At 63.6% G+C, this 21,508-nt stretch carries 18 protein-coding genes, 1 tRNA gene and 7 pseudogenes; 10 read left to right on the forward strand and 16 right to left on the reverse strand.

The window, feature by feature from the left end:
• Positions 1–43 precede the first annotated feature (43 nt).
• Together BF95_RS10770 and BF95_RS10775 are read left to right on the forward strand one after the other, a co-directional pair.
• Positions 44–486 (forward strand): annotated as a pseudogene (locus BF95_RS10770) (cupin domain-containing protein).
• A gap of 2 nt (positions 487–488) precedes the next feature.
• Positions 489–1,526, forward strand: a complete 1,038-nt coding sequence (locus BF95_RS10775) for a S66 peptidase family protein (protein ID WP_051519963.1) — start codon at positions 489–491, stop codon at positions 1,524–1,526.
• Here the strand turns inward: BF95_RS10775 and BF95_RS10780 are convergent.
• The 4 genes and pseudogenes from BF95_RS10780 to BF95_RS10795 all read right to left on the reverse strand — a co-directional run bounded on the left by BF95_RS10780 (position 1,523) and on the right by BF95_RS10795 (position 5,213).
• On the reverse strand, positions 1,523–2,107 hold the full coding sequence (locus BF95_RS10780; RefSeq protein WP_043151392.1) for a histidine phosphatase family protein: 585 nt from the start codon (positions 2,105–2,107) through the stop codon (positions 1,523–1,525). The genes BF95_RS10775 and BF95_RS10780 overlap by 4 nt on opposite strands.
• Positions 2,107–2,905, reverse strand: a pseudogene (kdsB, locus tag BF95_RS10785) (3-deoxy-manno-octulosonate cytidylyltransferase). The gene BF95_RS10780 and the pseudogene kdsB overlap by 1 nt, the downstream one beginning before the upstream one ends.
• A gap of 5 nt (positions 2,906–2,910) precedes the next feature.
• Positions 2,911–3,870 carry a KpsF/GutQ family sugar-phosphate isomerase gene (locus BF95_RS10790; protein ID WP_051519968.1) on the reverse strand — a complete coding sequence of 320 codons (960 nt, stop codon included), beginning with the start codon at positions 3,868–3,870 and terminating at the stop codon, positions 2,911–2,913.
• A 341-nt stretch (positions 3,871–4,211) separates the two neighbouring features.
• Entirely contained in the window at positions 4,212–5,213 is a 1,002-nt protein-coding gene (locus tag BF95_RS10795) for an NAD-dependent epimerase/dehydratase family protein (protein WP_043151393.1), read from the reverse strand.
• Positions 5,214–5,341: 128 nt separating this feature from the next.
• On the opposite strand from BF95_RS10795, the pseudogene BF95_RS10800 reads away from it, so the two are divergent.
• Both BF95_RS10800 and BF95_RS10805 read left to right on the forward strand, forming a co-directional pair.
• Positions 5,342–6,468: pseudogene (locus BF95_RS10800) on the forward strand (GNAT family N-acetyltransferase).
• Complete coding sequence (locus BF95_RS10805) at positions 6,465–7,334, forward strand: cupin-like domain-containing protein (protein ID WP_043151394.1); 870 nt, start codon at positions 6,465–6,467, stop codon at positions 7,332–7,334. The pseudogene BF95_RS10800 and the gene BF95_RS10805 overlap by 4 nt, the downstream one beginning before the upstream one ends.
• Here the strand turns inward: BF95_RS10805 and BF95_RS10810 are convergent.
• From BF95_RS10810 to BF95_RS10820, 3 genes are read right to left on the reverse strand one after another with little or no spacing between them, the layout of a single operon-like run.
• Complete coding sequence (locus BF95_RS10810; protein ID WP_043151395.1) at positions 7,312–8,379, reverse strand: GNAT family N-acetyltransferase; 1,068 nt, start codon at positions 8,377–8,379, stop codon at positions 7,312–7,314. The two genes, BF95_RS10805 and BF95_RS10810, sit on opposite strands and share 23 nt — an antisense overlap.
• Positions 8,380–8,421: 42 nt before the next feature.
• The gene (locus tag BF95_RS10815) at positions 8,422–8,787 is read right to left on the reverse strand and encodes a DUF962 domain-containing protein (protein ID WP_043151396.1); all 366 of its coding nucleotides are present in this window, start codon (positions 8,785–8,787) and stop codon (positions 8,422–8,424) included.
• 59 nt (positions 8,788–8,846) lie between these two features.
• Positions 8,847–9,854, reverse strand: coding sequence for a serine hydrolase (locus BF95_RS10820; RefSeq protein ID WP_043151438.1), 1,008 nt, complete (start codon positions 9,852–9,854; stop codon positions 8,847–8,849).
• Positions 9,855–9,948: 94 nt separating this feature from the next.
• Between BF95_RS10820 and ung the strand changes: the two are divergent.
• Positions 9,949–10,633 (forward strand): annotated as a pseudogene (gene ung, locus BF95_RS10825) (uracil-DNA glycosylase).
• Complete coding sequence (locus BF95_RS10830; protein WP_043151397.1) at positions 10,630–10,809, forward strand: hypothetical protein; 180 nt, start codon at positions 10,630–10,632, stop codon at positions 10,807–10,809. The pseudogene ung and the gene BF95_RS10830 overlap by 4 nt, the downstream one beginning before the upstream one ends.
• Before the next feature lie 6 nt (positions 10,810–10,815).
• On the opposite strand, the gene BF95_RS10835 is transcribed toward BF95_RS10830, so the two are convergent.
• On the reverse strand, positions 10,816–11,115 hold the full coding sequence (locus tag BF95_RS10835) for a putative quinol monooxygenase (protein WP_043151398.1): 300 nt from the start codon (positions 11,113–11,115) through the stop codon (positions 10,816–10,818).
• A 130-nt stretch (positions 11,116–11,245) separates the two neighbouring features.
• A pseudogene (gene rpoZ, locus BF95_RS10840) lies at positions 11,246–11,589 on the reverse strand (DNA-directed RNA polymerase subunit omega).
• 126 nt (positions 11,590–11,715) lie between these two features.
• On the opposite strand from rpoZ, the pseudogene BF95_RS10845 reads away from it, so the two are divergent.
• Positions 11,716–12,929, forward strand: a pseudogene (locus BF95_RS10845) (phospholipase D-like domain-containing protein).
• A 6-nt stretch (positions 12,930–12,935) separates the two neighbouring features.
• On the opposite strand, the gene BF95_RS10850 reads toward BF95_RS10845, so the two are convergent.
• The 6 genes and pseudogenes from BF95_RS10850 to BF95_RS10875 all read right to left on the reverse strand — a co-directional run bounded on the left by BF95_RS10850 (position 12,936) and on the right by BF95_RS10875 (position 18,805).
• On the reverse strand, positions 12,936–13,499 hold the full coding sequence (locus BF95_RS10850; protein WP_043151399.1) for a hypothetical protein: 564 nt from the start codon (positions 13,497–13,499) through the stop codon (positions 12,936–12,938).
• Entirely contained in the window at positions 13,496–14,845 is a 1,350-nt protein-coding gene (locus tag BF95_RS10855) for a sensor histidine kinase (protein WP_043151439.1), read from the reverse strand. Before BF95_RS10855 ends, BF95_RS10850 begins: the two co-directional genes overlap by 4 nt.
• Positions 14,838–15,560 carry a response regulator transcription factor gene (locus BF95_RS10860; RefSeq protein ID WP_043151400.1) on the reverse strand — a complete coding sequence of 241 codons (723 nt, stop codon included), beginning with the start codon at positions 15,558–15,560 and terminating at the stop codon, positions 14,838–14,840. The genes BF95_RS10855 and BF95_RS10860 overlap by 8 nt, the downstream gene beginning before the upstream one ends.
• Before the next feature lie 92 nt (positions 15,561–15,652).
• Positions 15,653–16,483, reverse strand: coding sequence for a sulfite exporter TauE/SafE family protein (locus BF95_RS10865; protein WP_043151401.1), 831 nt, complete (start codon positions 16,481–16,483; stop codon positions 15,653–15,655).
• Between the two features lie 229 nt (positions 16,484–16,712).
• Positions 16,713–17,830 (reverse strand): annotated as a pseudogene (gene ald, locus BF95_RS10870) (alanine dehydrogenase).
• Positions 17,831–17,914: 84 nt separating this feature from the next.
• On the reverse strand, positions 17,915–18,805 hold the full coding sequence (locus tag BF95_RS10875) for a peptidylprolyl isomerase (protein ID WP_043151402.1): 891 nt from the start codon (positions 18,803–18,805) through the stop codon (positions 17,915–17,917).
• A gap of 93 nt (positions 18,806–18,898) precedes the next feature.
• On the opposite strand from BF95_RS10875, the gene BF95_RS10880 reads away from it, so the two are divergent.
• Positions 18,899–18,989, forward strand: a tRNA-Ser gene (locus BF95_RS10880).
• A gap of 182 nt (positions 18,990–19,171) precedes the next feature.
• A complete protein-coding gene (locus tag BF95_RS10885) occupies positions 19,172–20,368 on the forward strand; it encodes a tyrosine-type recombinase/integrase (RefSeq protein ID WP_043151440.1) in 1,197 nt (398 codons plus the stop codon).
• A gap of 36 nt (positions 20,369–20,404) precedes the next feature.
• Here the strand turns inward: BF95_RS10885 and BF95_RS10890 are convergent, their stop codons facing one another.
• Entirely contained in the window at positions 20,405–20,662 is a 258-nt protein-coding gene (locus tag BF95_RS10890) for a helix-turn-helix domain-containing protein (protein WP_235209685.1), read from the reverse strand.
• A 246-nt stretch (positions 20,663–20,908) separates the two neighbouring features.
• Here BF95_RS10890 and BF95_RS27340 point away from each other — a divergent pair, with 246 nt between their 5' ends.
• Positions 20,909–21,409, forward strand: a complete 501-nt coding sequence (locus tag BF95_RS27340) for a hypothetical protein (protein WP_152542657.1) — start codon at positions 20,909–20,911, stop codon at positions 21,407–21,409.
• Positions 21,410–21,508: the final 99 nt, after the last annotated feature.

Below are 21,508 nucleotides of genomic sequence, written 5' to 3' on the forward strand. Positions count from 1 at the left end.
TAGCGAAAGCCGGGCCGCTTGGCCAGCAGGAGGAGACAAGGCTATGCCCCGGATCAACCTTGACACCATCGCGCAGACCAACGCGACGGGCTATCCCGCGGCCTATGCCGATATCGTTGCGGGGCGATGGGTCAGGCGGCTCGGGTCAGCGACGGATCTCACTGATTTCGGCGTCAGCATGTCGTGCTGAAACCCGGCGCGGCGTCGTCCCACCGGCATTGGCATGAGGATGAGGACGAGTTCGTCGTGATGCTGGCGGGCGAAGCCGTTCTGGTCGAGGAGGATGGGCGCACGCCGATGCGCGCGGGCGACATGGCCGCCTTTCCCAAGGGGGAGCCGAATGGGCATCACCTGGTCAATGAGAGCGACGTCGATTGCGCCTTCCTGGCCTTCGGGCGACCGCCGGCCGGGGATTGCCATTATGCCGATATAGACCTGCGATGGTCGGGCGGCGCGTATCGCCACAAGGATGGGAGCGGCTTTTGACGATGTGGATGGATCGGCGCGCGCTGATGACCGGCATGGGCGCGATGCTGGTGGCGGCCAAGGCCCCGCCGGTTGCGCCCTTGCCTGCGACGCTGGTGAAACCACCACGCCTGCGGCTCGGCGATGTGGTTGGGCTGATCGAACCGGCGGGTTTCTCCGATGATGCGTTCGACCTGGATCTGGTCAAGGAGACGATCGTGGCGATGGGGCTGGTGCCCCGGCCTGCGCCACATCTGGCCACACGCTATGGCTATCTGGCCGGGACCGACAAGGACCGCGCCGCCGACGTCAATGCGATGTTCGCCGATCCGCAGGTGCGCGCGGTGTTTGCGGTGCGTGGCGGATGGGGGTGCGCGCGTATCCTGCCGATGCTCGATTTCACGACCATCCGCGCCAATCCCAAGCTGCTGATCGGTTTTTCCGACATTACGGCGCTGCACATGGCCTTTGCCGCGCGGGCGGGTTTCACCACCATCCATGGCCCCAATGCGTCGAGCAGTTGGGGACGATTTTCCTGGGATGGATTTCGCGCGGTCGCGTTCGACGGGGCGATGCTGACCTTTGCCAACCCGATGGGCAATGAGGACCGGCTGGTCCCGCGCGCCGGGCGCATCCGCACCTTCCATCCCGGCAAGGCGAGCGGGCGATTGCTGGGCGGCAACCTGACCGTGCTGGCAGCGTTGATGGGCACCGGGTGGCTACCCGATTTCAGCGGCGCGATTTTGTTCATCGAGGATATCGGCGAAGCGCCCTATCGCATCGACCGGATGCTGACCCAGTTGGCGCTCGGCGGCGTGCTGGGGCGGCTGGCGGGCGTGGTGTTCGGCCAATGCACCGATTGCGGGGCAAGCGGGCCATCCTATGGCGGATTCACCCTGTCGGAAGTGCTGCAGCAGCATTTTGCGCCGCTCGGCATCCCCGCCTTTCAAGGCGCGCAATTCGGCCATGTCGCCAACCAATTCAGCCTGCCGGTGGGCGTGCGGGCGGAGATGGATGCCGACGCGGGGACGATCCGTTTGCTGGAGCCAGCGGTAAGTTAAGGCCGCTCGTCCCAGCGGACCAGCGTGACCGCGCCGTCGGGGCCGGTGGCCAGTTCGCCGAACGCCCCGGTGCGCAGCTTGCGGGGCGGCAAGCCCAGCGCCAGCAGCGCGAAGCGCGCCGCGCCGTTGGAGGTGACGAGCAGGTCGGCCCCCTCCCCGGCTTGCGCGAAAAAGGCGCGCCAGGCCGCGATGCGGGCTTCGGCATCGACGATCCAGCCATCGGGTGCAATGCCGCGTTCTTCCCAGTCCGCCAAGGCTTGCGCGCCGATGCGGGCGAGGACATCGGCTTCGGGCTGACCTTCGTCCGGGCCATGGTCGATCTCGCCGAGCCAGTCGCGCGTACCGTCCAGATCATGCCCTGTGGCGTCCGTGATCGCAGCGGCGGTCTGGCGCGCGCGGACGAGCGGGCTGCTGAACAGGTGGTGGATGGGGAGCGCCTGCTGCGCGAACCAGGCGCCGAGACGTTGCGCCTGCGCGTGGCCGCTCTCGACCAGGGGGATGTCCGTGCGTGATCCGATGCGGCAGGCATCGGCGCTGTTTGCAAAGGTGTTGCCGTGGCGGATGATGAAGAGGCGGCGCATCAGAGCGAGGGCGTAGGGTCGCATGCTGGGCGATCAGCGCTTCGACCCGGCTGATATCGGCTTCGGTATCGATGCCCGAACTGTCGAAGGAAGGGGGATCGACCGGGACGGTCATGATCGGGATGCCGAGTTCGAGGAGGCGGAGCTGCTCCAGCCTTCGAGATTTTCCAGGGCGGTGGGCGGGCAGGCCTCAAACCGGCGCAATGCGTCCAGGGCATAGCCATAGAGGCCGACATGCCGCCAGACCGGCGAGCGCGGCAGGGTGGCGCGCAGGCTGTCTTCGTTGCGGATGGCGGGAATGATCGCTTTGGAAAACCAATAGGCATGGCCGTCGGGCGCGCGGGCGCAGGTGGTGCCGCTGAAGGGCGAGCGGGTCTTATGATCGCGCAGGGCGTCGAGCGCGGGCCAGTCGAGTGCGATGACGGGAGTGGCGACCTGTGCGCCCGCTTCCAGCGCGGCGATGACGGAGCCCAGGGCACCCCGGGGCTGGAAGGGCGAATCGCCTTGAAGGTTGATGACGAAGCGCGGGGCGACTGGCTGGGCAAGCGCCGCGGCCAGCGCACGGCCCGACCCGGTGGCAATTGCGCTGTCGGTCATCACCGCGTCGCAGCCCACAGCGCGGGCATGGTCCGCAATCTCCACGTCATCGGTAGCGACGGTCAGCGCGATCTCCGCCCGATCGCCGATCGCCGCACGGGCCATGGCGATGGTACGATGCAGCAAGGTGCGCCCGGCAATCAGGCGCAGCGGCTTGCGCGGCAGACGGGAAGACCCCGCCCGCGCGGGAATGACGACCAGGTGAGTCAGGCGACCCCGGCGTGCAGCAAGTCGTGCATATGGACGGCGCCCACAAGGCGGCCTTTGTCGCAGACGAACAGCAGCATGATGTTGCGTTCATGCATCACATGCAGCGCCTCATGCGCCAGATCGTCAGGCGTGATTGCCTGGGGCGTCACGGTCATGAAGCGTCCGACCGGTTCGGTCAGATTTTGCTTGGCGGTGACGGCGCGGCGCAGGTCGCCATCGGTAAAGGCACCGATCAGATGCCCGTCATGATCCGTGATTGCCGTGCCGCCAAGGCGCGCGCGCGTCATTTCGATGGTCGCGTCGAGCAGCGAGGCGTCCTGGCGCACCTGGGGCACATCGCCACCCTTCGACATCAGTTCGCGCACCTTGAGCAGTTGCGCGCCCAGTCGGCCATTGGGGTGAAATTTGTGGAAATCATCGGCGGAAAAACCGCGCATTTCCATCAGCGAAATCGCCAGGGCATCGCCGAACGCCATCTGAACCGTGGTCGAGGTGGTCGGTGCCAGAGCGTTAGGGCAGGATTCCTGCACTTCGGGCATCAGTATGCAGATGTCGGCGGCCTGCGCGACGGTGCTCTGCGCCCGGGCGGTCATCCCCAGCAGTGGAATCGCGAAGCGTTTGCAATATTGGATGATGGGACCAAGTTCGGTCGATTCACCCGAATGGGACAACATCAGCACCACGTCGTCGGGCGTGACCATGCCAAGGTCGCCATGGCCGGCATCGGCGGGATGCAGGAAGATGGCCGGTGTGCCGGTGGAGGTCAGTGTCGCGGTCATCTTGCGCGCCACGATGCCACTCTTGCCGATGCCAGTGACGATCACCCGGCCGCGCACCTGCATCAGGACGCCGACGAGGCGGAGGAACGTGGCGGCAAATTCCCGCTGGCTGAAGCGGGCTTCCAGTTCGTTGAGGCCGGTCGCAGCGATGGAGAGGCTTCTGCACGCCGTCTCCACGATGCGGCCACCGGAGCCGAACGGCACGATCTTGGATGCTGATGTTGACACGCGTTTGCCCTTTTTTCCGCGCTCCGCCGCGAGCTTGTCTCACTGGCGGAGACGGTGACGAACCGCCGATTTCGGCGTGCTGTCTTTCCTTGTTCCGCGACCTACAACCGGACGATTTATCCAATCGAGTTCGACTGTCTACGCCGTTTCAGACACTTATGGCAATCATTTTTGCGACTGCGAAAAGATCAATATGACAAAAAGACTGCATTTGCTTCGCATTAAACTCGTTGAAACGACGCCTTTTCACGATCAGTTGCGCAGCCATTTTCGTTCTCAAACGTGCAACTTTAGGTAACGCCATGGTAATCACGATACCATTGCACAAATCGCGGCACGCCGGACTCGATACCGACCGAGGGCGCGAAACCGATGTCGCCCGCAATGGCGCTGATGTCGGCGAACGTGGCATGAACGTCGCCCGGCTGGATCGGTTGAAAGTCGATCTGCGCCTTCATCCCGATCGCCTCTTCCAGCACGGCGATCAGATGCATCAATTCTTCGGGGCGGTTGTTCCCGATATTGTAGAGCCGGTGCGGCGCGCGGCTGCCGCCAGCCTTGAGCGCGCCATCGTCTGCCGGGGGATGATCGAGGCAGCCCAAAATGCCGGTGACGATGTCGTCGATATAGGTGAAGTCGCGCTGCATCCGGCCATGGTTGAACACCGGGATCGGCTGGCCCGCGAGTATCTTCGAGGTGAAGATCCACATCGCCATGTCGGGGCGGCCCCAGGGACCATAGACGGTGAAAAAGCGTAGGCCCGTCATCGGGATACGGAAAAGATGGGCGTAGGTCTCGCTCATCAGTTCATCGGCGCGCTTGGTAGCGGCATAGAGCGATACGGGATGATCGGCGCGATCCTCAACACGGAAGGGCAGCGTGTCATTGCCGCCATAGACCGAGGAAGAGGACGCATAGACCAGATGCCGCACCCGCCGTTCGCGCGCCAGTTCGAGCATGTTGACATGCCCGGCCAGGTTGGAGCGGACATAGGCGTGCGGATTGACGAGCGAATAGCGCACCCCCGCCTGCGCCCCCAGATGGACGATCGATTCGATCACCTGATCATGGAGCGTCGCATTGAGCGCATCCATGTCTGCGAAATCCAGCTGGTGGAAGGTGAACAGCTTGCCATGCGCGGCCCGCAGACTGTCGAGCCGGGCCTGCTTGAGCGACACCGGATAATAGTCGTTGAGATTGTCGATGCCGACCACGGCATGACCCTGCGCCATCAGACGATCAGCGACATGCATGCCGATGAAGCCCGCAGCCCCGGTGACCAGAATAGTCATGCCATTTCTCCACACCTATCGGCTATCCATGTCCGACGATCCGCCCTTATATGCAAAGCGCCGTCAGGTCGCGTCCTAGCAGGGAGGATTTAGCCTTTCCCTAATCTTTCCCCTCTAATGGCGAAAATATGGACATGGCATCCCATCCCCTGCCCCCTTATACCGATCCGGCGGCGAAGCAGCGTGCGCGCTGGGAGGAACTGGCCGTCCATGCGGCGGAGGCCAATGCCTTTTATGCGCCCGACATGCTGGCTGCGGCGATCGACCATCTGGCGGCGGACCGCGACGTCCGCCTGATCGAGGCGCACGACGCGAGCGGCTTATCGGCCTGCTGCCCGTTACGATACGATCACGCCATGGGCGATTGCCGATCGGCTGCGTTGCCAACTGGATTCACGACCATTGTTTTTTCGGCGCGCCGATGATTGCGCGAGGACAGGAGGCGGCCGCATGGCGCAGCTTTCTGACGCAGCTGGACGACGCCCCCTGGGCGCGCGGCTTCCTGCATCTCGAAGCGCTCGACGCGGCAGGGGCCAATGCCGCCGCCATCGAAGCGGTATGCGTCGAGCAGCGACGGGGGCGGCGCGAAATTCATCGCTATGACCGGGCGATGCTGCGGTCGGACCTGACCGCAGACGCCTATTGGGACAGCCAGGTCCGCGCCAAGAAGCGCAAGGAATTGCGCCGCCTGCAAAAGCGGCTGGCGGACCTTGGCCTAGTCGAAAGCCGGTTGCTGACCGATAGGAGCGACGTTGCGCATTGGTGCGGCGCGTTTCTCGCGCTCGAAGCATCGGGCTGGAAGGGCCGCGAGGGCACGGCGCTGGACTGCAAGCCTGCCGACGCGGCCTTCTTCCGCGCGGCCTGCGCCGCTGGCTTCGATGCTGGGCGGCTGCACATGCTGCGGCTCGACCTTGACGGCCGACCCATCGCGATGCTGGTCAATTTCCGCCATGGGGCGGGTGCCTTTTCCTTCAAGATCGCGATCGACGAGGAATTTGGCCGCTTTTCGCCCGGTGTCCTGATCGAGATCGCCAACCTGCATGCGGTGCAGGATGATCCGGCAATCGGCTGGATGGACAGTTGCGCGGCACCCGACCATCCGATGATCGACAGCCTGTGGGCCGAACGACGCACCATCGTCCAATATCGCATCGCGCTTCACGGTCGGGGCGCAGCACAATGGCAACGCGCGGCCGTCTTTGCCATCGCCAACGGCGTCGAAAGCGCCGTCAGACTTTTGAAAGGACAGGGATGACCGCCCATAGCCCGATTGCGACCGCCAGGGCTGCCACCTTCCCCGACAGCGCGCGCGCGACCTTCGCCGCGGCCTATCCCGATGCGCCGGTCAAGCTGACGCATGATCTGGTCGGCCATGGCTTGCTCACGCTGGACGCGCTCGCGACGCTGGCGGAGCGGATGCCTGCATCGTCGGTGGAATATAATCTGGGCAAGCTGCCGCTCGGCGTGCGGCCGGAGGATACGCCGTCCAACGGGCTGACGCTGGGCGAGACGATCCGCACGATCGAAACCAATGGCAGCTGGGCGGTGCTGAAGAATGTCGAGCGCGACCCGGCCTATGGCGCGCTGCTGGATGCGGCGCTCGCCGATCTGGAGCCGATCGTTCGTGCCGCGACCGGGCCGATGCTGCATCGCGAGGCCTTCATCTTCCTGACCTCTCCGGGCAGCGTCACGCCGTTCCATATGGACCCGGAGCATAATATCCTGCTCCAGATTATGGGCAATAAGGTGATGACCGTCTTTCCCGCGCGCGACGAAGCGCTGGTCCCCGCGCAGAAGAGCGAAGATTTCCACGGTGGCGGGCATCGCAATCTGGTGTGGCAGGACGGGTACAAAGCGCGCGGCACCGCCTTTCCGCTCGCACCGGGCGAAGCGATCCATGTGCCGGTAAAGGCGCCCCATTTCGTCGAGAACGGCCCAGCCGTGTCGATCAGCCTGTCCGTGACATGGCGATCCGAACGCAGCGTAGCGGAGGGCGAGTTGCACAGTTTCAACGCGTTGCTGCGCAAGCGCGGCCTGCCCACCGGCACGGTCAGCGCCCAGCCGGAACGGCAGGGGCTGCGCCGCCTCCTCTATCGGGTCATGCGGAAGCTGGGCGTTTAAGGACGCGGCGCAGCAGCGCTTCCGCTTCAAGGCGCGGGCTGAACCGTTCGATCATCCACCATTCCAGGCTTTCTTCGCAGGTGGAGAGGCTCTGCTTGTAGCGATCCTTGCCCGCGAGCAGCGAATAGAGCGACAGGTCGCGTGCGGCATAATGGGTGACGGCGGCGGCATGGCACAGCAGGCCAGGCTTGTCCTTGGCCGTGCGCGGCTCGGCGAAGGCGGACTGATAGTTCATCGCCACGCCGCGATGGATGAAATTGACGAGCAGGCCGACCACCCCGCCTGAATCGGTGAAGCGCAGCAGTTCGACGGAGCCGCCGGGCAGGCCGCGCGCAGCGATGGTGGCGACGAAGGCGCGAAAGCCCGCATCGTCCCAGGCATTGTCGGCATGGCGACCGCTGTTGAGCGCCGCCATCTCGTCCAGCCAGGGAGTGATATCATCGAGGCCCGCCACCGCGACGTCGGGCAGCGGGCCGCCATGATCCTTCATCGCGCGGCGGATCTGGCTGCGGGTGTTGGCGCTGAGCAGCGACAGATAATCGCCATTTGCCGCGCGCACGACGGCGAGATCGACCTGATAGACAGGCGACACGTCACGGCGCGTCTTGCGGCGGGCGGGCAGGTTGAGCAGCGGCGAGTCCGGCGCGATACCGCTCAGGCGGAGCGCGCGCCAGTCGCGGCGGCGGGTGAGCGCTTCGATCGCAGCGGTTCCGGCTTCCGCCTCGCAGCCTGCCTCTACCAGAAGGCCATTATATTCGACATAGGGGCGGTCGGCAGCGGGATCGCCCGACTGATTGAGGCTAAGCGTGGCGACGCCGCCCAGCAGGCGTGACTGCATGGCGTGGCCGACCAGCGCGAGGGCGACGTCGTTGCCGCCATCGTCCGTGATGGCGAGCAATTCAGGGCGGATGGCATAGTTGTCGAGCCACGCTCCGGTCCATGTCCAGCCGAGGAAGAAGGAAGCATCGGCGCGCGCTTCGAGCGCCTGCCAACGGGTCGCCAGCGCCGCGCGATCGGGCAGCGAAAAGGATGCGGTGAGAGCCATCGCGCTCCTTGTGGCAGAGCGTCCGGCTTGGTCAAGCCGCCGCTAGGCTACCGTGCGCCGATCGGGATCGACCGTGCCATCGGGGCGCACTCCAGCGCGGGCGAGATCACGGCCGATATGGCCGGTCAGGAACCGCTGCCACATCACGAAATCGGCGCGCAGCGACCAGAGCGGATAACGGAAGGTAGCGGGCCGGTTGCGTTCGATCAGGCCATGACCAACCCAGGCAAAGCCATAGCCGACGACCGGCAGCGCCGCCGCCATCCACCAGCGTCCGGCGACCGGGGCCGCCGCCGCCAGCAGCACGACCAGGCTGGTCCCCGCATAATGCAGCGCGCGCGTGCCGGGGCGCGCATGTTCGCGCAGATAATGGGGCCAGAAATCGCGGAAGCGGGTCAGGCGGGTCATGGCAATCCTCTCGATGAAAGACTTTAAAGCCTTCCGGGATCGCTGTTAAGCCCTATGCGTCAGGCCGTGGCCCGATCCGGCGCGAACAGGAAATAATCATAGGCGGCGCGGGCGGCCTCCGCCATGATCCGGTCGCGCATCACCCGGCCGCGATGATCTTGCATGACGAAGACGGTGATGGCGAACATCCGCCCATCGGGCAGGGTGACGACGCCCGTATCGTTGCCGGTGCCGTTGATCGTGCCGGTCTTGTGCGCGATCGTCGTGCCGGGTGGTAGCATCCCGGACAGGCGCGCCTTGCCGGTGCGGCAGCGTTCCATGATGGTGATGAAGGCGTGTGTGCTGGCGGGCGAAAGCGCCTTGCCGGTGCGGATCGCAGCGATCAGGTCGGTCATGGCGGTCGGCGTCGCGCTGTCGCGGGGGTCGCGGGCGAAGGCGATATTGGGCAGGTCGCGTATGTCTCGGGTGCGCAGCGCCGGATCGGCGGCGAGCGCGGCGGCGACGTTGCGGTTGAAATTCCCTGGACGGGGCGCAAGGTCCATGGCGCGGTAAAGCAGGTCGGCGGTGTTGCTGTCGACGCGCAGCCCCTTGATCCCCAGCCCCGCGACCCAGGCATTGACCGCACTTGGGCCACCGGCGCGCGCGACAAGCATGTCGGTCGCATTGTTATCGCTGCGGGTCAGCATCAGGTCGAGCAATTGCGCCACCGGCAGCGGGGCGCCCGGCCCCATGGTGGCGACGTCGCGCGATACGATGTCCGTCAGCGCCAATTGTCCGGCGTCGATCATGGCGAAGATCTTGCCTGCCACCGCGACCTTATAGGCGCTGGCCATCGGGAAGAGTGTGTCGCCGTTGAGCGAGAGGCTTTCGCCGCTGGCAAGGTCGCGCACGGTGATGCCCACCGTGCCATCAGTGAGAGTGGCGAACCGCTGAAACTGCGCGATCAGGCGGGTCTCGGCGGTTTGCTGCACGCTCGATTTGACGGGGCCGAAGGCGTCGGCGCTGGGCAGCGGGGCCAGGAACAGGCCGAAGGCGGCGGCAAGGGCGATCGGGCGATGGAAGCGCATGGCGTCTGTTTTGCGGATGTGGTGGTGGTGCGCAAGCGCATTTACCCGGTCGGACGCGATTGACAGGACTTTGCGCGCCGGGCCATCAGGCGGCATGAGCGGAACCATCAAGCTGCACGAAAGCTGGCGCGAGCCTTGGCCGACCAGTTCGCCGCCCCGCATATGCAGGGGCTGAAAGCCTTTCTGAAGGCGGAGAAGGCGGCGGGGAAACGCATCTTCCCCAAGGGCAGCGAGTATTTCCGCGCGCTCGACCTCACCCCTTTGGATGCGGTCAAGGTCGTGATATTGGGGCAAGACCCCTATCATGGCGAGGGGCAGGCGCATGGCCTGTGCTTTTCGGTGCAGCCCGGCGTGCGGACGCCGCCTTCGCTGGTCAACATCTATAAGGAGATGGAGAGCGACTTGGGCGTTGCGCGGGCCGGGCACGGCTTTCTGGAACATTGGGCGCGGCAGGGGGTGCTGCTGCTCAACAGCGTGCTGACGGTCGAGATGGGCCGGGCGGCATCGCATCAGGCAAGGGCTGGGAGCTCTTCACCGATGCGATCGTGCGGGTGGTGGCGCAGAAGGACGAGCCGGTCGTGTTCCTGCTGTGGGGGGCCTATGCCCAGCGCAAGGCGGGCTTCGTCGATCAGAGCCACCATCTGATCCTGAAATCCGCCCACCCTTCCCCGCTGTCGGCGCATAATGGCTTTCTGGGATCGCGCCCCTTTTCCCAGGCCAATGCGTTTCTGGAAGCCCAGGGCCGCGGCGGCATCGACTGGGCGCTGCCGCCGCTATGAAGCGCACCCGGCTGAGCATCTGCGCGCGCAAGCGGCGCTATGGGTCGGAAGAGGATGCGCGGGAGGCCATGGTGCGCGCCGCGATTATAGTGCGACCCTATCGCTGCGACCGGTGCGGGCTGTTTCACCTGACCAGCCGCACCAAGGGCAAGCGGATCCCGCGGCCGGTGGCGTGACGTGCGTCATGTCCGGCGCGGTTCATTCACATCATAGACACGCAGGTCACGATCGCCGATCCCCAGTGCAGGCCAGGCGGCCCGCCATTGCGCGATGTGGGCCATCGTAAAATGCCGATCGAGCGCATCCTGATCGGTCCATAGTTCCTTGATATGGATGAGGCCCGGATCGAGCACATCCTCGGCATAGCTATATTCGACGCAGCCGCTTTCCGCTCGGCTGGCCTCCACCATCTGTTGCATGGCAGGGCGCGCGGCGCCAAGATTTTGGGCAGGCAGGCGAATGGTTCCGACGATCAGCAGCATCAGCGCAGCGTAACGATGCCGGGGAGGATCGGAAAGAGATCAATCGACGGAAACTTGGCCTGAAAAAGGTCGAGGCCCGGTCCTGCTTGCGCAGGCCGGGCCTCTTTCCCTCTCCAAACTCGTAGGGCGATCAGCCGTCGTAGTCGCCGCCGATATTCTGGTTGCGCGGCGGCGCGGCGGCGGTCAGGCGCAGGGCCTCCGCCGATTGGGCGATCGAGCCAATTTCATCGGGTGTATCATCATCGTCAATCTGCACCTTTTGCAGCGACGCGACAAGCGAGTCGTGCAGTTCGTCGGGCATAACGGTCTCTTCCGCGATTTCGCGCAGAGCAACGACGGGATTCTTGTCGCGGTCGCGATCGACCGTCAGTTCAGCCCCGCCGGAAATTTCCGCGCGCGCTGAGCGGCGAGAAGGACGAGGTCAAAACGGTTTGTAACTTTGTCGACGCAATCTTCGACGGTGACGCGGGCCAAACAGGGCCTCCTGAATACAGCGAAGGGAAAATTTCGAATTCGTCGCCTAGCAGCATGACCCACGTGAGTCAATGAAAAGGGCATAAGGCCTTGGCAAATCATGGGGCAAAGGGGCATGAGACGCGGATGGCGATCAACGAGCAAGCCCCGGCACCGCCCCAGGCGGACAGCGAAACGGACGATATCAGCATGATGCTGGCGGGCAACCGGCTGCGGCTCATCACGCAAGGGACAGCGTTGCGCGAGGCGCTGATCGACCTGATCGAGGGTGCGCGTAATAGCCTTAAACTCTATTATTATATTTTTAGCGCGGATGGCAGCGGGCAGTTGGTCCGCGATGCGCTGGTCGCGGCGCGCGGGCGCGGGGTCGCCGTGACGTTGATGGTCGATGGCTTTGGATCGGGCAAGACGCCCGACGCCTTCTTCGCGCCGTTGGTCGCGGCGGGAGCGCATTTTGAACGCTTTGGCACAAGGCGGTCGACCCGCTACCTGATCCGCAATCACCAGAAGATGGCGATCGCCGACGACCGGCGGTTGATGATCGGCGGCTTCAATATCGAGGATGGCTATTTCGGCATCCCGGCCGACGATTGCTGGTGCGACCTGGGGCTGATGATCGAGGGCGATCAGGTCGAGGCGATGACCCGCTGGTATGGGCAGTTGTGGCGCTGGGTATCGACCCGCAAGCAGCGGTTCCGCACGTTGCGGCGGATGGTGCGCGGCGGGCAGGAATTGTTGCACCGCAAGGCGGACGATCCGTTCCACTGGCTGATCGGCGGCCCCACCCGGCGGCTGAGCCCCTGGGCGAAGGTGGTCAAGCATGACATGGAACAGGCGCGGCGGGTGGATATGGTCGCGGCCTATTTTTCGCCGGGCCGGGGCATGCTCAAGCGTATCGGCCGCGCGGCGCAGCGAGGCGGCGCGCGGATCATCGTGCCCGCGCGGTCGGATAATGGCGCGACGGTCGCCGCTTCCCGCTTATTATATGGCCCGCTGCTCAAACGCCGCGTGGAGATCGCCGAATATCAACCGCATAAGCTGCATATGAAGCTGTTCGTCATCGACGATGCGTCTTTATCGGCTCGGCCAATTTCGACATGCGCAGCCTGTTCCTCAATCTGGAGGTGATGCTGCGGATCGAGGATCAGGATTTTGCGACGGCGGTGCGCGGCATGATCGACCGGCAGGCAGCGCAGAGCCGGACGATTACGCTGGAGGCGCATCGCGCCAGCCGCACGCCGCTGACACTGATCAAGCAATGGATCAGCTATCTGTTGGTAGGGGTGCTGGACTATACGGTCACGCGGCGGCTCAATTTCCGCGATCCCGACGCGGATTGACCGGCCTCAACGCAGGATAAGGTAGAATCCAACTGCCGCCTTGCCGCCATTTTCGATCACGATGTCATAGCGATCGGTAAAGATCGGCAGCCAGGCGCAATCAACCTGCGGCCCACCGACGGGCTTGGCACAGAGTGTTTTGCCGTCCGCGCCATGGACGCGGATCGAAAGGTTTGCCGCATCGCCACTTGCCGGAGCGACCGATATTTGGGCGCGTTGTCCGCCCAGAAATAGCTGACGCATCGTCATGCTGGCGCCCGGCACCAGCGACCCGCGCCGATAGGCCGGGCCAAGCGCGCGACCGCGAAAGGCGAGCGTGGACGGGGTCGCGCCATGGGCCTTGGCGTCGCTGGTCCAGCGGGCGGCGAGATCTTCCTGCCCTTCGGCCGGGGTGGCACCGAGCGCCTTCAAAGCCTGCACGCTGTTTAGAAGCGCCGCGTGATTGCCGCTGGCATGGGCGGCGTCGCCCTCCAGCAAAGTCCGCAACACCGGATCGGCAGGCCGCATGTCCGCTGCAGGCGCGGCGGGTGCAGCGCTTACAAGCAAGGCGGGCAGCAACAGCCTGATCATCGGTCATCCTCCGGCTGGACGACGAAGCGCGCGCCGGGCGCGGCGTCCTCCACATGAAGGGAAAGGTCATGCCGCTGCGCGATCGCCCTGGCAAGCGACAAGCCAAGGCCATGCCCCCCACCCTGCGCACCGTCGAGCCGGACATAGCGTTCGAACACCCGATCCCGGTCGGTGTGCGGGATGCCGGGTCCATCATCCTGCACGACGATATGCGGCCCGGCCGACAGCGTCAGCGACACGGTGCCGCCGCTCGGCACATATTTGAACGCATTGTCGAGCAGGTTGGAGAGCAGGCGCGTCATCTGCATCGGATCGGCGCGGAGCGTGACGCCCGGCGCGATGCGGGCGTGGAAGCCGATCCCCAACTCCTCCGCGCTGGCGCCATAGAGATCAGCCAGATTGTCGGCAATGTCGCTGAGATTGGTGTCGACAAGGCCGCGCAGGTCGCCGCGCATCGCCTGCGTCCCCGCAATATCGAGCAGCGAATCGAGCAGGCGCACGACGCTGCGTATCTCGGCGCGGGATTGTTCGAGCGTGCGAAGCAAGGCCTCGTCCTGCGTCCCGTGCATGGCTTTGAGGATGCGGGTGTCGAGATGCATCAACGGGGTGCGAATTTCATGCGCGGTCTGGTCCGACACGGCGCGCTGCGCCTCGATCAGCCGTTCGACCTGGTCGAGCATCGCATTGGTGTTGGCGGCCAGTTCGGCCAGTTCATCGCTGCTGCCAGCGCCCGGCGCACGCGCGGTGATGCGACCGGCGCGGATGGCGTCGAAGGTCGCATTGACCGCTTCCACCCGGCGGCGCAGGCGGCGGGCGGCGAAATGCCCGGCGGCAAGACTGAGCAGCGCGATGAGCGCACCCGCGCCGGCAAAGGCGATGGCAAGCCGGGCCAGCAGCGCCTGCCCCCGATAATTGCTGCGCCCAACGAGCAACCGCGTGTCGCCGTCCAGCCGGGTCGCCCGCGCGAACATCGGTTCGCCATTGGGCAGCGCGACGAAGCGCGCCTCCGACACTTCAGGCGCGATGGCGGGCCAGCGGTCGAGATTGCCCGCCAGGCGACGCCCGCCCCCATCGATGAGGAGATACCAGCCGCGCTCGCCATCCTCGCGCTCCACCGCCAGCCGATCGGCGATACGGGCGCGCAGTTCGTCCGCACCGCCGCTGACATGAATGTCGGCCAGGCCCGCCAGGTCCGTATCCACTTCATGCGCCAGCATCGCCCGTCCGTCGGTCGCCACGATGTTTCGCACCACCAGGAACAGGGCCAGGGTCGACAACAGGCTGACGAACAGGGACGAAAGCATCACCCGGCCGAAGACCGAGCGGAACAGGTCGGGTCTAGCCACCCGGCGACCCACTCGCCTGACGCCCGGCGGCGATCAGGCGATAGCCGGTGCCCCACACGGTTTCGAGAACGGGACCGTCAAACCCCTCCTCCAATTTGCGGCGCAGGCGGCCGACATTGACGTCAACGACATTGGTCTGGGGATCGAAACTCAATTTCCAGACCTGACGCAGCAGCATTTCGCGCGTCACCACTTCGCCTGCATGGTCCATCAAATAGCGAAACAGCTCGAACTCCTTGGGCGAGAGCGCGAGGTGGCGACCCTGACGAAAGGCGGTGCGCGCCTTCACATGGCATTCGAGGTCGCCGAACAGCAGTACAGGATCATGGGTGGTGCGGCTGGCCCTGCGCCAGAGCGCGCGGACGCGGGCGACCAGTTCGTCGGGTTCGAACGGCTTGGCAAGATAATCATCGACGCCGCTTTCGAGCCCTTCGACCCGATGTTCGCTGCGGCCGAGCGCCGAGAGCATCAGGACGGGCGCACCCACGCCGGCGACGCGCAGGCGAGTGACGATGTCGATACCGGTCAGATGCGGGAGCATCCGGTCGAGAATGATGACGTCATGACCGCTGCTGCCCGCGCGATGCAGGCCAATGCGGCCATCCTCCGCCTGATCGACGACCATGCCCGCGCCGGTGAGGATGGCGGCGATGTTGGCGCGCGCTGCGGCATCATCCTCCACCACCAGCACATTGATCGATTCCTGTTGCGCCATACAGCCCCCCGCCTCGCAAATAACGGTAAAAGCCGCCAGTTACAAAGCCTGTTATGGGGGTTGTTACGGCTGCGTCAGATCAGGCGCGCCGGTCAGATCTTGAGCGCGTTGCGGAACATGACGAAGGCGATGACGATCAGATAGACACCGAAGATCTTCTTGAGTGGCTTGGCAGGCAGCGCATGGGCGACCGCCACGCCGAGCGGTGCGGTCAGCACCGACATGGAGGCTATGGCCAGGGTCGCTGGCACGTTGACATAGCCGAGCGATCCCCAGGGCAGGCCGCTTTCCTTGAGCCCGATGAGCGCGAAGCCGATGGCACTGGGGATCGCGATCAATGTGCCGACGCCCGATGCGGTGGCGATGGCGCGGTGAATGGAGCGGCCGCACAGCGTCATCACCATGATCGCGATCGTGCCGCCGCCAATGCCGAGCAGCGCGGAAAAGGTGCCAAGCCCACCGGCAATGCCGACACGGGCGATGCCCGATGGCATATCCTGGCTGATCACCTTGTCGCCGACCTTGGGCAGCAGGAAATTGAGCGACATCAGGAAGACGCCGCCTGCAAAGATCATCGTCAGGATATGGCCATCGACATGGCCCGCGAGCAAGACGCCGACGCCGTCGCCCAGGATGATCCAGGGTGCCCAGGATTTGAGGATTTCAAACTCGACCGCGCCGCGCTTGGCATGGGAAAGGAGCGACCGGATCGAGGTGACGATGATGGTGGCGGCCGACGTGCCGATCGCGACATGCGCGATCGCTTCGGGCGTGCCGCCCAGCAGCGGCAGAACGACGAACAGCGCAGGCACGACGACGAAGCCGCCGCCAATGCCGAAAATGCCCGCTGCAAAACCCGCGAACAGGCCAGCGGCCAACATGGAGAGGAGCGGCACCAGCCAGGTCATGACATCGCCGTTCATCAGCGCGCTCCCATGGCTGGCGTCAGGCCGGTGGCCAGGCTGTCGGTGCCGCGGACAATCAAGGCGGCGAATGAAACTAGATCGACCATGTCGTAAAACCATGCCTCTCTTCGGCGGAACCAGAGCAAGGGGCTGACAGGACAGGTCCCTTGGCTGGCTAGACGAACAAGGTCGCCAAATCCGCACCTTGTCCGACACAAGTCGGACAAGGTTGCTTTGGCAGGCTTGGTCAGTCGAGCAAATCTTCGGCCGGGGTGTAGGGCAGGTCGAGCGCATCGGCGACGGCGCGATAGGTCAATTTTCCCTGCGCGACATTAAGGCCCGCGCGCAAATGCGGATCGGCCCGCAGCGCGCCCTTCCAGCCCAGTTCGGCGATGCGCAGCGCATGGGGCAGCGTCACATTGTTGAGCGCATAGGTGCTGGTGCGCGCCACGGCGCCGGGCATGTTGGCGACGCAATAATGGACGATGCCGTCGATGATATAGGTGGGGTCGGCATGGGTGGTGGCGTGGCTGGTTTCAAAACATCCGCCCTGATCGATCGCGACATCGACCAGCACCGCGCCCTTCTTCATCGTCTTGAGCATCGCGGCGCTGACCAGCTTGGGCGCGGCCGCACCGGGGATCAGCACCGCGCCAATCACCAGGTCCGCGTCGGCCACACAGTCGGCGAGGTTGGCGCGGTTGGAAAAGCGCGTCTTGGCCCGCGCCTCGAAATACATGCCGAGCTTTTCCAGCACTTCGGGGGCTGCGGTCGAGGATGGTGACGTCCGCGCCCAGCCCCCGCCGCCATCTGCGCCGCGTTGAAGCCAACGACGCCGCCGCCGATCACCGCGACCTTGGCCGGCAGGACGCCGGGGACGCCGCCCAGCAAGACGCCGCGCCCGCCATGCGCCTTTTCCAGCGCCGTCGCGCCCGCCTGGATCGCCATGCGGCCCGCGACCTGGCTCATCGGCTTGAGCAAGGGCAGGCCACCATGCGCATCGGTCACGGTTTCATAGGCGATGCCGATCGCGCCGCTGGCGATCAGGTCGCGCGTCTGATCGGGATCGGGGGCGAGGTGGAGATAGGTGTAGAGGATCTGGTCGGGCCGCAGCATGGCGCGTTCGACAGCCTGCGGCTCCTTCACCTTCACGATCATTTCGGCGCGGGCAAAGATGGCGGCGGCGGTGGTCACGATCTGCGCGCCCGCCTTTTCATACAGGGCGTCGTGCGCGCCGATCCCCTCCCCTGCCCCGCTTTCGACCAGCACGTCATGGCCATGCGCGGTGAGTTCATGGACGCTTTCGGGGGTCAGGCCGACGCGATATTCATGGTTCTTGATTTCCCTGACGGTGCCGACGATCATGCCGTATCTCCTGATGGCGCGGCGCGTGACGGGGCCGCTTTCCTACAGGATGACATAGCGCGGCGGCGGTCGCGAATGTTCCCTTTAGGGCACGGGACGGACCGGCACCGGCGCATTGCAGATGTCGACGCCGCCCGCAGGCAGATCGTAGAAATCATCCTTCCGATTGGCCCGCAGGCGCAAATAAGCGGCAAAACTGGGCGAGGCGACGTCCATCGCCTGAAAACGGGGCTGGTCCGCCGGAGCCAGGTCGCTGGCGAGGCGGACCGAGAGGATCGGCACCGGATGTTCGGTGGCGGTGTAGAAACCAAGCTCGCCGCTGCCGCGCGGCAGGCTGGACAAATGGGCCATACCATCGATCACGCGGCCGACGACGGCGATATTGCGATCGAGCTGACGCGGAGCGTGGCCGATGACGGTATAGAGTTCGGCTCCCGTGCCTGCATCGGGCGACAGGTTGCGGCCGACGCCGACATAGCCATAGCAATGGGGCAGCCAGGCGGCGTCGCCGTTCATCGCCATCGGCCAGCCATCGACATAGCCGGTCGCGGGCGCATAGGCATCGGGATAGGACAAGGGCGTAATCGCAAGCCGCACATTGGCGAGCGAGCGGACATAGTCGGCCGGACTGGTGGGCATCATGCCGGGCGGCATCGGCTTCTTCTCGGTCGCGTCGCCCCATTGGGTGACATAATTGTCCTGCACCCGGTTGATGCTGGTTCCATCCCACCAGTGCGCGCGCGCCAGCGTGCGGATATTGCCGACATGGCGCGGCGCGAAGGCGGGGGCGAGCTGGATCACGACGCGCTTGTCCCCTTCGATCGTCATGACGAGCAGGTCTTCGGCCGCAATGGCGCGCCAGGCATCGGCGGGCGCGGCCGCCACGGCGGCAGCGGGCGTCGGCGGCGGATCAGCCGCGACGGCGGTGGAGGCAAGGAGGGAAGCGAACAGCGCGGGCGCGAAAAAACGGATCATGCCGTAATCAGAGCGCGGCCGCACAGGAAAGTAAAGCATCCCCTTGCCTAGCCGCCCGCGCCACGATAGGGAGCGCGACTTCCAGTGCAATGCGGAGCGGTGGCCGAGTGGTCGAAGGCGCTCGCCTGGAAAGTGAGTATACGCCAAAAGCGTATCCAGGGTTCGAATCCCTGCCGCTCCGCCATTTCCCCATTCAGACATGTTCACCCATGACCGCGCAAAGTCGCGGATTTCTGCGGATAATCTGACCATTTCAGACCGTGGCGGTTCGTTTGCGTTCACCAGCAATCGCGCTATTATGTGGGGAACAGTGTGGGGAAATTTCCGAGTGTGGGGAAGGCCACCCTCAACACATGGAGAACCAGCATGGGAAAGCTGACAGCTAACGAAGTTAAGGCTGCACTTTCAAAGCCCGGAACCTACAGCGACGGCGACGGCCTTTTTCTAAAAGTTAGCAAGACTGGCGGTGCAAGTTGGCTCCTGCGTGTCCAACACGATGGCAAACGCCGGGATATTGGACTGGGCAGCGCCAAATTGGTGACGTTGGCCGGAGTGCGAGCCAAGGCAGCAGAAGCCCGTAGAGCGATCCGTGAAGACGGACGCGATCTTGTCGCGGAAAAGCGTAAGGCGAAAGCGGAGGCTGTCACCTTCAAGGAAGCCACCCTCACTTACCTCGATACGCACAAACACCAGTGGGCCAACGATAAACATAAGGGCCAGTGGCTGAGTACGCTTGAAACCTATGCCTTTCCCGCCCTTGGTTCAAAACCAGTCGGCGATATCACCGCAGGCGAGATTATCAACGCAATCATGGGAGCGTGGACAAAAACGCCTGAAACCGGACGGCGAGTGAAGCAGCGGATATGCACCATATTAGACTATGCTCATGCGCGTGGCTGGCGGGCGACCGAAGCCCCGCATAAGGCGCTGGCCGTAGGTAAAGGACTACCCAAGCAGCAGCGCGGAAAACATCACGCCGCCATGCAGTATGCGGATGTTCCCATCTTCCTGACCCGCCTCAAAGCGTCAGGTGGAGTGTGGGGAAGGCTGGCTCTGGAATTTGCTATTCTGACAGCGGCCAGATCGCAGGAAGTGCGGAAGGCGACTTGGGGCGAGTTCAACCTTGAAACCGCACTTTGGACCGTTCCAGCCGATCACATGAAGATGAAGCGGGAACACACTGTTCCACTCTCGCCAGAAGCGTTGGCTGTATTGCAAAGCGCATCGGCTGTCCGACTGACAGGAACGGACCTCGTATTCCCCGGAGCAAACGGGGGCACAATGTCTGATATGACATTGCTGGCCGTTATCCGTCGCATGAAGGAGCCAGTGACAGTTCATGGCTTCCGTTCATCATTCCGCACTTGGGTAGCGGAGAAAACTAATTTCCCCGGCGAAGTGGCAGAAGCCGCATTGGCCCATCAAAATCCCAATGAAGTTGAACGAGCATATCAACGCGGCGACCTACTCGATAAACGCCGAACGCTGATGGAAGCGTGGGGTGCCTATTGCTCCAATGATACCACTTTGGCGAACGTGGTGCCGTTCAAGCAGGCAGGATAGCATGTGGGCGGCGAGATCAATTTTCCCCGCCCACACTCACAATGAATAATCCGCCAGCAAATCCGCTGGCCGTATTTCCAATGCCTGAGCCAATGCCAATATGGTTTTGATGGTGATATTTCGTTCACCACGCTCAATGCCGCCAATGTGATTGCGATGCAGTTCAGTCAGACCTGACAAATCTTCCTGCGTCAGACCACGCGTCTTCCGCAGCCGCCTGACGGCTTCCCCCAAGGGAACAAGGTCTTGATCGACAACCACGCATGATGCGTCGTCGCCGCGCCCAAAAAGCACCACATCTCATAAGTGTGATTAACGCTTTTACGATGCATTTTTGCCAAGTCACACTTATAGGTGTCAAAATTTCGTATATATTACGCTAAGTGTGATTCACTCAAATGTGAGAACCGCTCTGACAAGAGTATCGCCATATAAATACCATCCATTTTTGAGAAACGATTCAGAACTAATTCTAAAATCTCAGTCTATTTCTACTCATCACTAAATTTCAAATCAAATCTAGATAAAGAAAGGGGAACCATGAAATACATATTCTCTATCGTGAGTGCATTTATGATATCCGGTTGCGCCAGCACAGCCATACCCAATTTATTCAATGGCAGCTATTACATGTCTGGAGATAATAACTGTAAATCACTAGTGTCAGTTTCAGCAACTTTGGTACGATGTTTTAATAAAAATGGCAGAAAAACAGAACTGCGGAGCGCGATGTCGCAGCAAGATTTACAGATGTGGCAGTGGCGAATGCAGCAAAATCAAATGGCAGTTCAGCAGATGCAGCAGGTAGGGCAGGACTCTCGAAACATTGGATTCCAAGCACTTCAAAACAGTCAGCAATATTCCATACCTCAAACACCAGCTTTGGCACCGAACGGCTACTCCAAGGGAATTACCTATCGGCAGGTGGGCAATTCCCTCATTGGCTCAAACGGCGTTACCTACCGTCAGACAGGAAACTCCATTCTCGGTTCCGACGGAACCAAGTGCCAGATTGCAGGCCAGAACATAATCTGCCGGTAGATCGAGCATCCGACTGGCAGGCTCCAACCGACCACCCAACACATCCGCCGCAGGCGGTGGGGCAGGAGTGGAGAAGGATGGAGCCAGCCGGTCAACATT

The organism is Sphingobium sp. Ant17 (assembly GCF_000588875.1).
Taxonomy (GTDB): Bacteria; Pseudomonadota; Alphaproteobacteria; order Sphingomonadales; family Sphingomonadaceae; genus Sphingobium.